This is a genomic window from Actinomadura roseirufa (assembly GCF_900659635.1).
Taxonomy (GTDB): domain Bacteria; phylum Actinomycetota; class Actinomycetes; order Streptosporangiales; family Streptosporangiaceae; genus Spirillospora; species Spirillospora roseirufa.
Map to the genome: position 1 here is coordinate 1 of NZ_CAACVB010000187.1, position 15,594 is coordinate 15,594.

Annotated in this window: 13 protein-coding genes; 8 read left to right on the forward strand and 5 right to left on the reverse strand. The window is 72.5% G+C overall.

Annotation, left to right across the window (positions count from 1 at the left end; all coding sequences use genetic code 11):
• Positions 1-679: MFS transporter (locus E1291_RS29760; protein WP_131741397.1), on the forward strand; the 679-nt coding region annotated here is incomplete at its 5' end.
• Positions 680-736: 57 nt separating this feature from the next.
• Here the strand turns inward: E1291_RS29760 and E1291_RS29765 are convergent.
• Positions 737-2,074: an FAD-dependent oxidoreductase gene (locus E1291_RS29765; RefSeq protein WP_131741398.1), complete on the reverse strand. Its 1,338-nt coding sequence runs from the start codon at positions 2,072-2,074 to the stop codon at positions 737-739.
• A 93-nt stretch (positions 2,075-2,167) separates the two neighbouring features.
• On the opposite strand from E1291_RS29765, the gene E1291_RS29770 reads away from it, so the two are divergent.
• Positions 2,168-2,590, forward strand: coding sequence for a MarR family transcriptional regulator (locus tag E1291_RS29770; RefSeq protein WP_207401011.1), 423 nt, complete (start codon positions 2,168-2,170; stop codon positions 2,588-2,590).
• A 70-nt stretch (positions 2,591-2,660) separates the two neighbouring features.
• Here the strand turns inward: E1291_RS29770 and ddaH are convergent, their stop codons facing one another.
• Both ddaH and lpdA read right to left on the reverse strand, forming a co-directional pair.
• Positions 2,661-3,506, reverse strand: coding sequence for a dimethylargininase (gene ddaH, locus E1291_RS29775; protein WP_131741400.1), 846 nt, complete (start codon positions 3,504-3,506; stop codon positions 2,661-2,663).
• 244 nt (positions 3,507-3,750) lie between these two features.
• Complete coding sequence (gene lpdA / locus E1291_RS29780; RefSeq protein ID WP_131741401.1) at positions 3,751-5,154, reverse strand: dihydrolipoyl dehydrogenase; 1,404 nt, start codon at positions 5,152-5,154, stop codon at positions 3,751-3,753.
• Positions 5,155-5,485: 331 nt separating this feature from the next.
• Here lpdA and E1291_RS29785 point away from each other — a divergent pair, with 331 nt between their 5' ends.
• From E1291_RS29785 to E1291_RS29810, 6 genes are all read left to right on the forward strand, one after another.
• On the forward strand, positions 5,486-5,929 hold the full coding sequence (locus E1291_RS29785) for a hypothetical protein (protein WP_131741402.1): 444 nt from the start codon (positions 5,486-5,488) through the stop codon (positions 5,927-5,929).
• Between the two features lie 141 nt (positions 5,930-6,070).
• Entirely contained in the window at positions 6,071-7,456 is a 1,386-nt protein-coding gene (locus tag E1291_RS29790) for an MFS transporter (protein ID WP_131741403.1), read from the forward strand.
• 336 nt (positions 7,457-7,792) lie between these two features.
• Positions 7,793-9,184 carry a family 2B encapsulin nanocompartment shell protein gene (locus tag E1291_RS29795; RefSeq protein WP_242614455.1) on the forward strand — a complete coding sequence of 464 codons (1,392 nt, stop codon included), beginning with the start codon at positions 7,793-7,795 and terminating at the stop codon, positions 9,182-9,184.
• A gap of 94 nt (positions 9,185-9,278) precedes the next feature.
• Positions 9,279-10,652 (forward strand): family 2B encapsulin nanocompartment shell protein, encoded by a 1,374-nt coding sequence (locus E1291_RS29800; RefSeq protein WP_131741404.1) that lies wholly within the window; start codon positions 9,279-9,281, stop codon positions 10,650-10,652.
• A 13-nt stretch (positions 10,653-10,665) separates the two neighbouring features.
• Complete coding sequence (locus tag E1291_RS29805; RefSeq protein ID WP_131741405.1) at positions 10,666-11,691, forward strand: family 2 encapsulin nanocompartment cargo protein polyprenyl transferase; 1,026 nt, start codon at positions 10,666-10,668, stop codon at positions 11,689-11,691.
• A 44-nt stretch (positions 11,692-11,735) separates the two neighbouring features.
• Positions 11,736-11,987: a hypothetical protein gene (locus E1291_RS29810; protein WP_131741406.1), complete on the forward strand. Its 252-nt coding sequence runs from the start codon at positions 11,736-11,738 to the stop codon at positions 11,985-11,987.
• 479 nt (positions 11,988-12,466) lie between these two features.
• Here E1291_RS29810 and E1291_RS29815 read toward each other — a convergent pair whose 3' ends face one another.
• A complete protein-coding gene (locus tag E1291_RS29815; protein WP_131741407.1) occupies positions 12,467-14,215 on the reverse strand; it encodes a glycoside hydrolase family 3 protein in 1,749 nt (582 codons plus the stop codon).
• 175 nt (positions 14,216-14,390) lie between these two features.
• The coding region (locus E1291_RS29820) for an extracellular solute-binding protein (protein ID WP_207401012.1) at positions 14,391-15,594 on the reverse strand (1,204 nt) is incomplete at its 5' end.

Consider the following 15,594-nt stretch of genomic DNA (forward strand, 5'->3'; position numbering starts at 1 on the left):
CGCCGCGCGCCCGGCCGCGCGGCCGCTCCGCGACGTGGGCCGCGACGTGTCGGCGGCGTGGCGCCGGCCCGGCACCCGTCTCGGCATGTGGACGCACTTCGTCACCCAGTTCCCCGCCAACACGTTCGCGCTGATGTGGGGCTACCCGTACCTGGTCTCGGGGCAGGGGATGCGCCCGGCCGAGGCGTCCGCGCTGCTGACGCTGTTCGTCCTCGCCACCGTGGTGTCCGGCCCGCTCGTGGGACGGCGGGTGGCGCGCCGCCCGCTGCTCCGGTCCCGGCTCGTCCTGGCCATCACCGCGACCTGCGCCGGCGCGTGGGCGGTGACGCTGGCGTGGCCGCCGCCCGCGCCGTCCTGGCTGCTGGCGCTGCTGGTGCTGTGCGTGGCGCTCGGCGGCCCCGGCGCGATGATCGGCTTCGACTTCGCGCGCACGTTCAACCCGCCGGACCTGCGGGGCACCGCGACCGGCATCGTCAACGTCGGCGGCTTCGTCGCCTCGCTCGTCGCGATCCTGCTCGTCGGCGCCGTCCTGGACGTGCTGGCGCCGAGCGGCGACCTGACGCCGGCGGCGTTCCGCGCCGCGTGGGCGGTGCAGGTCCCGATCTGGGCGCTCGGCGTCGCGGGCGTCCTGCGCACCCGGCGGCTGGTCCGCCGCCAGATGGCCGCCGTGGCGCCCTGAGGGGCCGTTCGAGAGACACCGGCGGGCGGACCATGGCCCGGGGGCCGGGCGCCGGTTTCAGTGCGGCAGCGGCTCGACGGCGGTGTCGCTGCCGTGACCGTGGAGGTCGGCGACGAGCCTGCGCCGCAGCGGCGGGACGGTGCTCGCGGTGCGGAAGAAGGCGCGGGTGAGGGCGAGCGCGAAACGGCCGGCGTGGGGCTTGCAGAGCGCGCGGTCGGGGCCCGTCCCGTGCTGCCCGAGCGTGTCCGCGATCCGGGCGAAGGCGTAGCCGGTCATCTCGGCCTCGTAGGAGGCGACGGACCCGAGCAGGGTCCCCTCGCCGCGGGCGGCCCCGGCGAGGCGGCGCGACAGCAGCGCCGCGTCGCGCAGCGCGGTGTTCCCGCCGGGCCCGCGCCCCAGGGGCATCGTGTGGACGGCGTCGCCGAGCAGGGTGACGTTCGTCGCCTCCCACGGCGGGATCGGCTCGGACGTCCTGTCCTCGAAGGGCACCACGCCGCCGGGGTCGGTCAGCTCGAACAGCTGCCGGAAGTCCGGATGCCAGTGCGGCGTCAGGTCCAGGACGAGCCGGACGAGCTCCTCGCCGCGCATCTCCCGCAGCGTCTCGGGGAACGCGTCGGCCGTGGCGGAGAACTCCCACGTGACGCAGTCGCGGGTGCCGTCGTGCCGCAGTCCGGGCCACCGGGTGAGCAACGCCGCGTCGTCGTCGGGGACGCCGAGCTTGGGCGCGCCCTCACGGTCCCATCTGAGCTCCATGACGTGCCAGATGCAGAACTGTCCCTTGGAGGCGAACGTCATGGAGATCCCGTCGAGGAGCTCCGGCGGCAGCAGCGCCCTGACCTCGGAGGTGAGGGGGATGGTCCCCGAGACGGCCCGGACGCCGGAGTCGGCCACGACGGCCTGCGGGAGGTACTGCCGGCGGATGCGCGAGTTCGTCCCGTCCGCGGCGACCAGCACGTCCCCGGTGGTGGACGTGCCGTCCTGGAAGTAGGCCGTGACCTTGTCGCCGTGCTGCTCGTACCTGTCGAAGACCTTGCCATAGTGGACGTTGTCCTCAAGGCCGGTCAGCAGCACCTGCCGCAGGGTCCTCCGGGAGACGGAGTACTCGCCCTCGGCCGGCTCGAAAGGGAACGACGCCGTCACCCCGAACTTCTCCGTCAGGACGTTGATGCGACGAGGCCCCCGCGCGCACGTCGCCGCGAACGTCGCGAACAGGTCGGGCGGCAGGCAGGCGCGCAGCGCGGCCGTGCCCGTCGGGTCGATTCCCACGCGGTACCCGTACGAGCCGTCCGTGCGGTCGGCGTGCCGCTCGTAGACCCCGACGGAGACACCGGCCCGCTTCAGGCCGTGCGCGAGGCAGAGGCCGCCCGTCCCGGCGCCGATGACGACCACGTGCATGGCCTCTCCCCCCGCGAGTAGCTTGAAGACCAAGCGGCAATGTCACTCTGAGATCGAGAGGCTTGAATGTCAAGCGAAAAGCTCGGAGCGGCCATGCAGTCGTACCAGGCGGCCGTCGACGACTTCGACGCGGCGGCGGCCGGGCTGCTCGGCGTGAATCGCACCGATCTGCGCTGCTTGGAGATTCTTTCCCTGGAGGAGACCACCCCCAAGCGCCTCGGCGACCGGCTCGGCCTGACGACGGGAAGCGTGACCGCCATGCTGGACCGGCTGGAACGGATGGGCCATCTCACCCGCTCGCCCCACCCGAACGACCGCCGCCGCCTCGTGGTGCGGATCACCCCCGAGGCGACGAGGCGCGTGTCGGAGCTCTACACGCCCCTCTCCCAGGAGGGCGCGCGCGAGGTCTCCGGATACACCCCGGCGGAGTTCGCCCTGCTGATCGGCTTCCTGGAGCAGTCGAAGGCCCTCTACGAACGGCAGCTGGCGCGCCTCCGGAGCCTGGCCGGCCCCTGACACCCGGCGGACACCGACGCCGGCCCCCGCTCGCCGGGGCCCTGACACTGCCAGGGCCCCGGAGGAGAGGTCAGGCGCGCAGTTCCAGCGTGCAGCACTTGGGGCCGCCGCCCGCCTTGCGCAGCTCCGACAGGTCGACGGGGTGCGGCTCGTAGCCGTGGTCGCGCAGCGTCGCGATCAGGTCCGCCGCCTCGGCGTTGACGATCACGTTGCGGCCGTCGCACACGGCGTTCAGGCCGAGCACCGCGGCGTCCCGCTCGCCCGCGATCACCGCGTCCGGGAACAGCCGCTCCAGGACCGCGCGGCTGCCGGGGGAGAAGGCGCCGGGGAAGTAGGCGACGTTCCCGCCGCCGAGCGGGAACAGCGCGGTGTCCAGGTGGTAGAAGCGCGGGTCGACCAGCCGCAGCGTCACCACCGGGCGCCCGAGGAACTCCTGTGCCTCCTGGTGCGCCGCGATGTCGGTACGGAACCCCGTACCGGCGAGGATCACGTCGTCGAGCGTGAGGAAGTCGCCCTCGCCCTCGTTGGTGTGCGCCGGTTCCAGGACGTCACCGAACCCGTTGGCGCGCAGCCAGGCGGCGTAGGCGGGACCCTCGTCCCGCCGCTCCGGGAAGGTGAACCGCGCCCCGTACACCCGGCCGCCGACCACCAGCGCGCCGTTGGCGGCGAACACCATGTCGGGCAGGCCCTCGATCGGGTCGATCAGGCTCACCTCGTGCCCGAGGGCGAGGTAGGCGGCGCGCAGCGCCTCCCACTGCTCCACCGCGCGGCCCGCGTCGGCGCCCGCCGCCGGATCCATCCACGGGTTGATCGCGTAGGTGACGGCGAAGTGCTCGGGACGGCACATCAGGTAGTGCCGCCGCAGCGCGGTCCGTACGGGGACGGTGCTCGGCTCCGTTGCCGGCAGGACGGTCATGCGGCTCTCCAGGGGCTCCACAGGGGCGCCGCGAGATGCGGCTAGCGAAAGCCTAGAAATTCCAGAGCCGCAATCCAATGCGCCGTTCTTGCGCTGACCTGGCGCTTCGTTGCTTGTTGGGACGCCGTGACGGCGATTCGTTGCACGGCCCCGCGACGGCGGAGCGGGGGCGTCGTTCCGGGGCGCGGCCGGGCATGGAGAGGACCGGGCCGGCCGTGCGGCCGGCCCGGGGGAACGGGTCCTCCTAGAGGTTGATCATGTGACCGGCGAGGCCGTGCACGGCCTCCTTGACGGCCTCGCCCAGCGTCGGGTGCGCGTGCACGTTCCGCGCGACCTCGTGGACGGTCAGGTCCCACTGCTGCGCCAGGGTCAGCTGCGGCAGCAGCTCGGTGACCTCGGGGCCGATCAGGTGCGCGCCGAGGATCTCGCCGTACTTGGCGTCGCTGATGACCTTGACGAAGCCGTCGCCCTCGCCCATGCCGAGGGCCTTGCCGTTGGCGCTGTAGGGGAACTTCGCGGTCTTGACGTCGAAGCCCTGCTCCTTCGCCTGCGCCTCCGTCCAGCCGAAGCTCGCGACCTGCGGCTGGCAGTAGGTCGCGCGGGGGATCATCACGTAGTCGAGCTCGACCGTCTCGGCGTCGGCGATCGTCTCGGCGGCGACGATGCCCATCGCCTCCGCGGCGTGCGCCAGCATCAGCTTGGCGGTCACGTCGCCGATGGCGTAGATGTGCGGGACGGACGTGCGGCACCGGCCGTCCACGTCGATGGCGCCCCGGTCGGTCAGCCGGACACCGGTCTTCTCCAGCCCGTAGCCCTCCACGTTCGGCTGGAAGCCGATCGCCTGGAGCACCTTGTCGGCCTCGATGACCTTCTGGGCGCCGTCCTTGCCGGTCACGGTGACGCGGACCTTCTCGCCCAAGTCGTCGATCGCGTCCACCCGGGTGGAGGTGAGCACGTCCACGCCGAGCTTGCGGTAGCGCTTGGCCAGTTCCTTGGAGACGTCGGCGTCCTCGTTCGGCACCATCCGGTCGAGGAACTCGACGATCGTGACCTTGACGCCGTAGTTGTGCAGGACGTAGGCGAACTCCACGCCGATGGCGCCGGCCCCCGCGATGACGATGCTCTCCGGAAGCTCGGAGCTGAGGATCTGCTCCTCGTAGGTGACCACGCGCTCCGACAGCGACGTGCCCGGCAGCAGCTTGGTGTGCGCGCCCGCCGCGATGATGCACTGGTCGAACGTCACCGTCGAGGACGACCCGTCCGCCCCGGCGACCTGGAGGGTGTTCGGGTCGGTGAACGTGCCCCGTCCGTCATAGGAGGCGATCTTGTTCTTCTTCATCAGGTACTGGACGCCCTTGACGAGCTTGTCCGAGACCTGGCGGCTGCGCCGGTACGCCTCGCCGTAGTCGAAGGAGACCTGGCCCTCGACCTTGATTCCGTAGGTCTTCTGCTCCTGGGTGAAGATGTGCGCCAGCTCGGCGTTGCGCAGCAGCGCCTTCGAGGGGATGCAGCCGACGTTGAGGCACACACCGCCCCAGTACTTCTCCTCGATGATCGCCGTCTTCAGGCCGAGCTGCGCCGACCGGATGGCGGCGACATATCCACCCGGGCCCGCGCCCAGGACCACGACGTCAAAGTGTTCGCTCATATCCAGTGACGATATTCGCCGCCGGACGGTGCTCGCATCCCGGTACCTGCGCCGGGGCGGGCTCGCACCGCGTCCGGGAAGCCAGCTGTTAGGGTTTTGATCGACCTCCCGCCGGTGAACCTCAGTGGGAGGGAGGGGCGGTGCGCGAGCGGCGCGAGCCCCCGCCGGGCGGGCGCGAGGGGCCCCGGTCCGGCGCGTGCGGCGTCCCGGGCTCCGGGGCCGCGCGGCCACCTCGGACCACGATGCCCCGGCGCGGACGTCGCCGGGCGATCGGCACATCCCGGCCCACGAGCGAACCGGCCCGCGGCCGGAGCAGCGGAGGAGAAGGCGAGTGAGGATCCCCAAGCGCGTCAACGCCGTCCTCGACTGGATGGAGCACCACTTCGTCGCGCTCGCGGTGGTCGTCGCGCTGGTGGCGGTGGCGCTGGTCGCCACCCTGGCGCCGCCGGTGGTCGGCCTGCCCGTCGCCGCCTTCATCCTCGGTCTCGCCGGCGGCGGCTTCCTCGTCCACCTGCGGATGAGCCGCCGGGTGGCCCGCGTCCGCGGCGAGGTGGACGACCTGCTCCGCGAGAACGGCGCGCTGCGGCACCGCAACACCGTCCTGGCCAGCGGCGTGATCACCCGGGAGGCGCAGGAGACGCAGGCGTTCGTCGCGATCCCCGAGGACGACGACCTGCTCCCCGACGACCCGCAGCGCACCGCCGGCCTCCCCGCCCTGCAAGACCTCCTGGGCGAGGACGAGGACACCGCCAAGAACCGCCGCCGCGGCGCCTAGCCCCCCTTCTCGACCTCCCAGGCCGTCACGCGAGCGCCGTGGGCCGGGATCGCGGTCGACGCCGCCACTGGGCGAGCGCATGCGTCGGAAATGCAGTTAATTCCGCCGATCTCGGGGCAAGTGACGGGCCGGGAGGTGCGCATGAGCCCAGAGTCCGATGCCCGGCTGGCCGGGGCGGGACCCGAAACCGCGGACGGCGGGCCGGACGCGGCGGCCGTCCATCGGGCCGTGGTCGCCTCCGCCATGGGCAACTGCATCGAGTGGTTCGACTTCGGTGTCTTCAGCGCCGGGGTGATGACCTCGATCATCGGCACGGTGTTCTTCCCGCCGGGGGAGCCGGGCAGCGCCAGCCTCCGCTCGTTCGCGCTGATCGCGGCGGCGTTCGTGGCCCGCCCGTTCGGCGGGATGTTCTTCGGCCCGCTGGGCGACCGGCTCGGCCGCCGCCGGGTGCTGGCCATGACGATCATCCTGATGTCCGGCTCGACGTTCGTGATCGGGATCCTGCCCGGCTACCAGGCGATCGGCGCGGCCGCGCCGCTGCTGCTGCTCGCCGTCCGGCTCGTGCAGGGGTTCTCGACCGGCGGCGAGTACGGCGGCGCCGCCACCATGATCGCCGAGTACGCGCCGACGCGCCGGCGCGGCTTCTACGGCAGCTTCCTGGAGCTGGGCACGCTGACCGGGTACATCGCGGGCGCCGGGCTCGTCCTGGCGGCCGACCTCGCGCTCGGCGACGAGCGCATGCGCGACTGGGGCTGGCGGCTGCCGTTCCTGATCGCGCTGCCGCTCGGGCTCGTCGGGCTCTACGTCCGCACGCGCATCGCCGACACCCCGGCCTTCCAGCACATGGAGGAGGCGGGCCGCAAGGCCCGCTCGCCGCTCAGGGAGACGCTCGCGCGAAGCGGGCGGATGATCCTCATGCTGATCGGGATCGTGTTCCTGCTGAACGTCGCCGACTACACCCTGCTGACCTTCATGCCGTCCTACCTCACCGACGAGCTGGACGTGGGGGACGTGCCCGCGCAGCTCATCACCATCGGGGTGGAGCTGGCGATGATCCTGGCGATCGTCCCGCTCGGCGCGCTGTCGGACCGGATCGGGCGCAGGCCCCTGCTCACCACCGCCGCGGTCGGGTACGCCCTGCTGGCCTGGCCCGCGTTCGCGCTGATGCAGACCGGGCACCCGGCGGGCGTCGCGCTCGGCTACGCGATCGTCGGCGGGCTGCTGGTGCCGATGCTGGCGGTGATCGGCGCGACGTTCCCGGCGATGTTCCCGACCAGGGTGCGCTACGGGGCGTTCGCGATCGGCTACAACATCTCCACGTCCCTGTTCGGCGGGACGGCCGCGGTGCTGGTCGGTTCCCTGATCAAGGCGACCGGGTCCAAGTACGTCCCCGCCTACTACTTGATCATCGCGGCGCTCGTCGCGCTGCCGGCGATCCTCCTGATCCCGGAGACGGCGGGCGTGCCGATCGAGAGCGCCGGCGAGCCGGACGCCCCGGCACGGCCGCGCTCCCGGGCGGCGCGCTGACGCCCGCCGCATCGTGACCCTCGGCCGTCACGCGGTGGTCGAAACAGCCGGCCGGGCGCATCGTTGCTGATCAACGGGCCGCCGTCCGAGTCGAGTGGCGGACGGATCCTGTCCGCTATGGCATACGGGTGCGTGTTATGTGGCCCTAAGGCAAAGAAGAGGTGGAGGTGATCGCTCGTTGCGATCAATGGATCACCGTCGGTAGCGTCACGGGAGGCGAGGCGGGAGTAGTGAAAGGCACGGCGGGGGCAAGTTTCGGTGTGTTTTCCCTCGTGTCGCCCGGCTTTCCAGAACGGCCCATTCCTGGCAGATCGGCGACGAATCGGTGGTGTGGACGTGACCGAAGACCAGTTGAGCCTCGGGACCGCGGCGGCACGGAACCTGGCGACCACGACCAAGTCCGTGCCCCAGATGCAAGGCATCTCCTCCCGGTGGCTCCTGAAGCTGCTGCCCTGGGTCCAGGCCGCGGGCGGCGCCTACCGGGTCAACCGGCGTCTGTCCTACACCCTCGGTGACGGGCGCGTGACGTTCGTCACCACCGGCGCCGACGTCCGCGTCATCCCACGCGAGCTCGGCGAGCTCCCCCCCTTGCGCGGCTACGACGACGATCTCGCGCTGGACGCCCTCGCCGGCCGCTTCACCCAGCACGAGTACGAGCCCGGCGACGTCATCGTCGAGGAGGGCCGGCCCGTCGACCGGGTCGTCCTCGTCGTGCACGGCAAGCTCAGCAGGGTCGGCGCCGGGGAGTACGGCACCGAGGCCGTGCACGGCACGCTCGCCAACGGCGACTTCTTCGGCGAGCAGACCCTCGTCGGCGGCGACGAGCCCGCCGAATGGGAGCACACCGTCAAGGCCGTGACGACGTGCACGCTGCTCACGATGACCGAGGCCGACTTCCAGGAGACGCTCGGCCAGTCGCCGTCCTTGCAGGCCCACCTGGACGCCTTCCGCGCCGGTCCACAGCGCGAGACGAACCCGCACGGCGAGGCGGCGATCGACCTCGCCTCCGGGCACAGCGGCGAACCCGTCCTGCCGGGCACGTTCGTCGACTACGAGGCGTCCCCGCGCGAGTACGAGCTGAGCGTCGCCCAGACCGTCCTGCGCGTCCACACCCGCGTCGCCGACCTCTACAACGAGCCGATGGACCAGGTCGAGCAGCAGCTCCGGCTGACGGTCGAGGCGCTGCGCGAACGCCAGGAGCACGAGCTCGTCAACAACCGCGACTTCGGGCTCCTGCACAACACCGACCTGTCGCAGCGCATCCACACCCGCGGCGGGCCGCCCACCCCCGACGACCTCGACGAGCTGCTCACTCTCGTCTGGAAGGACCCGGCGTTCTTCCTCGCCCACCCGAAGGCGATCGCCGCGTTCGGCCGCGAGTGCAGCGCGCGCGGCATCTACCCCGAGAGCGTGGACGTCGGCGGCAACAAGGTCCCGGCCTGGCGCGGCGTGCCGATCTTCCCGTGCAACAAGATCCCGGTGAGCAGGACCAAGACCAGCTCGATCCTGCTGATGCGCACCGGCGAGGCGGCCCAGGGCGTCATCGGCCTGCACCAGGTGGGGCTGCCCGACGAGTACCAGCCCGGCCTGTCGGTCCGCTACATGGGCATCGACGAGAGGGCGCTGCTGTCCTACCTGGTCAGCGCCTACTACTCGGCCGCCGTGCTCGTCCCCGACGCGCTCGGGATGCTGGAGTCCGTCGAGATCGCCCACGGCGGTGCGGCGTAGTGCGGCCCTACGGCCCGCCGGAGCAGCGCCCCGGCCCGCGGGCGCCGCTCGCCCGCCCGTTCCGTCCCGCCGTGAGAACCGGAGGTAGCCGGTCATGACCGAACAGCCGCTGAGCCTGAGCACGCGGGCGGCGCGCAACCTCGCGACGACGACCAAGTCCGTCCCGCAGATGCAGGGCATCACCCCGCGGTGGCTGCTCACCCTGCTGCCCTGGGTGCGCGCCGACGCCGGAACCTACCGCGTGAACCGGCGGCTCACCTACCGGCTCGGCGACGGCGAGGTGTCCTTCCTCAACGAGGGCGCCGACGTCCGCGTCGTCCCGCCGGAGCTGGCCGAGCTGCCGCCGCTGCGCGACCTCGACGACCCCGCGGCGCTCGACGCCCTCGCCGCGCGGTTCGTCCAGCACGAGTACGAACCCGGCCAGACGATCGCCGAGCGGGGCGGGCCCGCCGACCGGGTGGTCCTGATCGCGCACGGGAAGGTGGCGCAGAGCGCCGCCGGCCAGTACGACGACGAGGTCCAGCTGGAGGTGCTCGCCGGCGGCAGGTTCTTCGGCGAGCGGGCCCTGCTCGGCGAGGAGGGCGAGGAGTGGGAGCACGCCTACCGCGCGCTCACCCCGACCACCGTGCTGGTGCTCCCCCGGGAGGCGATCTCGGAGCTGACCGGACGCTCCGATGCCCTGCGCGCGCACCTGGAGCGCTACCGGGACGCTCCGGCCCCGGCGCAGACCCGGCACGGCGAGGCGGAGATCTCCCTGGCGGCCGGGCACGACGGCGAGCCCGTCCTGCCGAGCACGTTCGCCGACTACGAGCCCTCGCCCCGCGAGTACGAACTGAGCGTCACCCAGACCCGGCTGCGCGCGCACACGCGCGTCACCGACCTGTACAACAAGCCGATGAACCAGCTTGAGCAGCAGCTCAGGCTGACCATCGAGGAGATCAAGGAGCGGCAGGAGTCCGAGCTGCTCAACAATCGCGACTTCGGGCTGCTGTACAACTGCGACCTGCGCCACCGGATCCAGACCCGCGGCGGGCCGCCCACCCCCTTCGACATGGACGACCTGCTCGCCCGGCGCCGCAAGACGCGCTTCTTCCTCGCCCACCCGAGGACGATCGCCGCGTTCGGCCGCGAGTGCACCCGCCGCGGCGTCTACTTCGGCGGCGTCGAGCACGACGGCCGGCGCGTGCAGGCGTGGCGCGGCGTCCCGATCTTCCCCTCCGACAAGATCCCGATCAGCCGGCGCGGGACGAGCTCGATCCTCGCCCTGCGCACCGGCGAGGACGACCAGGGCGTCATCGGGCTGCGCCGCACCGGCCTCCCGGACGAGGTGGAGCCGGGCCTGTCGGTGCGCTTCACCGGCATCGACGACCGGGCCGTCGCCGCCTACCAGGTCAGCGCCTACTACTCGGCGGCGATCCTGGTGCCCGACGCCCTCGGCGTCCTGGAGAACGTCGAGATCGCACGCTGACGGGAGAGACGAGATGTCGGTGGAGACCTCCGCCCGGAGCGCCGCGGAAGTACTGGCCTGGAGCCGGGAACTGGTCGACCCCGCGCTGCGGGACGCGGTCGACGCCCTGCCCGACTCGATGCGCGCGATCGCCGCGTTCCACTTCGGCTGGCGGGACGAGCGCGGCCGTCCCGCCAGCGGGAACGCGGGCAAGGCGATCCGTCCCGCGCTGACGCTGCTGGCGGCCGAGGCGGTGGGCGGGGCGGCCGCGGCCGCCGTGCCCGCCGCCGTCGCCGTCGAGCTGACCCACAACTTCTCGCTCCTGCACGACGACGTCATCGACGGGGACCTGACCCGCAGGCACCGTCCGACGGCGTGGAGCGTGTTCGGCGCCAACGCGGCGATCCTCGCGGGGGACGCGCTGCTCGCCGCGTCCTTCGAGATCCTCGCCGCCGGCCGGGGCGCGGTCGCCGGGGTCCGGACGCTGAGCCGGGCCGTCCTCGACCTCGTCGAGGGGCAGAGCGCCGACCTGGCGTTCGAGGAACGCTGCGACGTCACGCTCGACGAATGCCTGACGATGGCCTCCCGCAAGACCGGTGCCCTCCTCGGCGGCGCCTGCGCGCTCGGCGCCGCGGCGGGCGGCGGCACGCCCGACCAGGTCGCCCGGCTGTGCGCCTTCGGCGACCGGATCGGCCTGGCGTTCCAGCTGGTCGACGACCTGCTGGGCATCTGGGGCGACCCCGCCGTGACCGGCAAGCCCGTCCACTCCGACCTGCGCAACCGCAAGAAGTCGCTGCCGGTGGTGGCGGCCCTCACCTCCGGGACCCCGGAGGGCGGCGAGCTCGCCGCCCTCTACGCGGGGTCCGGCTCGCTGGACGGCGACGAACCGGCGCACGCCGCCGCCCTGATCGACGCGGCCGGCGGCCGGGGCTGGGCGGCGGACCGCGCCGGTGACCTCCTGGAGGAGGCCAAGGCCGAGCTCGCCGCGGCGGCGCCCGCCGCCGTCGCCGCCGCGGAACTGCACGCCCTCGCCGACCTCGTCACCCATCGCGACCACTGACCCGCCCCGGGGGTCGATCATATGTTCGAGTACAGTGGCGCCCCGTGCAGCCGTCTCCGCCGGGCCCCACCCGTGACCACGTCCCGTTCCTCTGCCCGCGCGGTCACCGGCTGGAGCCCGGCCGGGTCATCGTCGGCTGGTCACCGTGCATCTGCCCGCCCTGCGCGGCCCGGGGCCGCGGCCTCCTCGGCCACCGCACCTACCTGTGCCTGGCGTGCCGGGACGACCACGTCACCACCCAGTGCTACCTGCCCCACCATGTCCCCCCGGCCAGAGCCCTCTACCGCTGGCCCTGAGGACCATTCTCCGCCCCTTTCGTGATCATCGGCAGGTGCACTACGCCGGCCGCCCCCAAAGCCCGCCTAGTCCGCCCTGAGGCGCCCAAAGCGGACGCTCCGCCGAGAGGAGGCACAACCGCCGCGACCCGGACCCGCCTCACAGCGAGCCCCAGCCGTCACCCGATACCGCCCCCGCACAGGGCCTGATCGCGCTGCGGTGCCGCGCTTGCACAAGTCCGGTCACGGTGCGGGTTGCCCGGCGTCCCGGGGGTCGGCTTTTGTAGTAAAACCCCTCTTGGTAGCGCGGGCTGGGGTTTGGCGTGCGGTGCCCTCAGCCGTCACGCGAGCGCGCGACCTGACCGGCGGGGGCGATGCCGAAGGCGAGCCCCCGCCGGGAAGATCGCGAAGCGATTCGCGCTCGCACAAGCCCGGTCACGGTCCGAGCCGCCAGGCGAGGACCGTGGGCCGGGATTGCAATGAACACAGCCGGGATTGAATTAGTAACGCAGCCCGTGGCCGTAGGGGTAGAGGCCGGCGATGGTGACCGGGAGGTGGCCGCCTGGCTGTTCGCCGAAGACCACTGCGGCGGCGGCGTCGTGCATCGTCCGGTCGATGCGCTGGGGTCGTGCGGTCGTCCCGTAGGTGGCGATGTAGGCGTCGACGTCGGGATAGGACGCGATGTCGTAGGGCAGGCCGGCGCCGATCGCGGCGACGGGTTTGCCGGTGGCCTTCAGCGCCCGGACGAGCTTCGCCTGTCCGGCGGGCAGGTCGCCCGCCGAGTAGGTCGTGACGAGGACGCGGTCGGCGTCGCCGGCGCGGCGCACCGCGTCGGCGATCTCGGCGTCCGTCGGGTCGGTGGTCGCCGACCGCCAGGTCGTCACGGGTCCGCGGGCGAGCGCGTCCACCGCGCGGGCGAGCGGCTCGACCTGGGTGGTGCCGGCGACGAGCGTCCGCGCGCCGGAGGCGGGGTCGAAGGGCAGCACGCCGTGCTCGTTCTTGACCAGGGTGGTCGCCGCGAGGCCCATCGCGAGGGCGCGGCGCCGGAACGCGGCGTTGCCGGCGACGCGTTCGGCCGTGCCGGGGTCGGCGTAGCGGTGGCCGAACACGTCGTACTTGCACTTCAGGGCGAGGACGCGGCGGACGGACTCGTCCACCCGCGCGCGGGGCAGGTCGCCCGAGCGGAGCGCGTCGAGCAGCGCGTCCACCGCGTCGACGTGCGTGGGGAACTCGCCGGTGGACATGATGACGTCCGCGCCCGCCTTGATCGCCATCACGGTGGCCTCGCGGGTCCCCCAGTTCTTGGCGATCGCGTCCATGTCCATGGCGTCGGTGACGATCAGGCCCTGGAAGCCGAGGTCCCGGCGGAGCACGCCGGTCAGCACCTTGCCGGACAGCGTGGCCGGCAGGTCGGGGTCCACCGCCTTCACGACGACGTGCGCCGTCATGAGGGCGTCGGCCCCGGCGGCGATCGCCGCGCGGAACGGGGGCAGGTGGACGCCGTCCAGTGTCGCGCGGTCGTAGTCGACGCTCGGCAGGCCGAGGTGGCTGTCGGTCTTGGTGTCGCCGTGGCCGGGGAAGTGCTTGGGCGTGGCGATGAGCCCGGCGGCGCGGTAGCCGCGCACCTGCGACTCGGCGAGCCGCCCGACGAGGTCGGTGCGCTCGCCGAACGAGCGGACCCCGATGATGGGGTTGCGCGGGTTGGTGTTGACGTCGGCGTCGGGCGCGAAGTTCCAGTGGAAGCCCATCGCGCGCGCCTCGGCCGCGGTGATGAGCGCGGCCTCCCGCGCGAGCCGCGGGTCGCGGGCCGCGCCGAGGCCCATCGCGTTCGGCAGCGGGGTGGTGCCCTCGGGGACGTTGTGCGTCGTCCCGAACTCGAAGTCGCCCGACATCAGCAGCGGCAGGCGCAGGCGGGTGTCCTCGGCCCACCGCTGCACCTGGTTCGCGTACCGGGCCGCGAGCCCGGGGGTCCGCGGCTCCGAGGTGATGACCGAGCCGATCTTCAGGTCCTGGACGGAGCGGCGGGTCCGCTCGTCGGGCATGCCGTCCGGTCCGTCATGGGTGACGGCCATGACCATCTGGCCGACCTTCTCGGCGTCGGACATCCGGCCGAGGTGGGCGTCGGGATCGCAGGTCCGCGGCCCGGCGCGCTCGCCGGCCCGGGCGTGGACGCCCATGACCGGGGTGAGCGCGAGCCCGAGGGCCGCGGTGGCGGCGGTGGCCGCCAGGGAGCGCCGTCGTGTCCTCATCTCGCCTCCACGTGATCGTCTACTGGTCTAGACCAGGCGATGAACGCGGCGGAGTCAAGGGAGGAGAGTGCCAAGAACGATCCAATGTCGCACCGGGCGGCCGTCATGCCCGGCCGCCGCCACCTCGGGGACGGCCGGACTCCGGTGGCCTACGGGGATGCGCGCGGTGTCCGGATCAGCCCTTGATCTGCGTCCATGCCTGGGCCCATTTGGCGTAGTCCACGCATTTGGCGCCGCGGTCGTCGCCGCAGTCCTTGGCCGGGGTCCGCCAGAACGCGAGACGCTTGTAGAACTCGGGGTCGCCGACGTGGTACGTCGCGCAGAAACCCTTGGCGGCGAACGCGCACGCCTTCGGGTTGGCGGGCGCCTCACCGAACCACTGGGCGACCTGCGCCTGCACCTTCGGCATCGTGATCCAGTTCATCCACCGGTACATGCAGGACGGGTGCGGCGCCTTGGACGAGATCATCCACGTGTCGGACCACCCCGTGGCGCCCTCGGTGGGGAGCGTGGTGGCGACGGGGGCCTTCTCGCCCACCGCGAGGTTCGCCGTCACCTGCCAGCCGGTCCCCGCGTAGTTGTCGGCGCTCTTGAACGACTGGAGCTCGTCCAGATAGTTGGCCCAGTACTGGTTGACGTTCGGCCGCTGCTGCTTGAGCAGGGCCACGGCGGCGTCGAACTGCTTCTGGTCCAGCGCGTAGACGTCGTCGATCTTCAGGCTCGGGCGGTGGGTCTTGAGGTAGAGCGCGGCGTCCGCGATGTAGATGGGGGAGTCGTAGGCGACGACGTGCCCGGCGGCGGGGGAGTTCCGGTCCCACACCACGCTCCACGAGGTGGGGCGCTGCCGCAGCTTGTCGGTGCGGTACATCAGCATGTTCGCGCCGTAACCGTGGGGGACGCCGTACATCTGTCCCTTGACGGAGTTGTACGGCTGGTTCTTCAGGAACTCGGCGATCTCGCCGTACCGGCTGATCAGCCGGGTGTTCACCGGGGCGACGTTGCCGCCGTAGACGAGCCGCAGGCTCGCGTCGCCGGAGGCGGACACGCCGTCGTAGCGGCCCGACTGCATGAGCGAGACCATCGAGTCGGAGGTGTCGGCGACCTTCGCGTTGACCTTGCAGCCGGTCGCGCGGGTGAACGGGGTGACCCAGTTGACCTTCGGGTCGTTGGCGCCGCTCTCGGCGTAGCCGGCCCAGACGACCAGGTCGAGGCGCCCTTCGGAGGCGCCGAGCTCCTGCTGCATCTGGAGCGCGGGCGGCGCCGCGCGTTCGCCAGGTTCGTCACTGCATCCCGCGGCGAGCGCCGCCGCGGCGGCGAGCGCGAGCGCGGCCCCTTGTCGTCCGGGTTCTGGCCCCTGCCGTGGGCGGCGTCGGAGTACA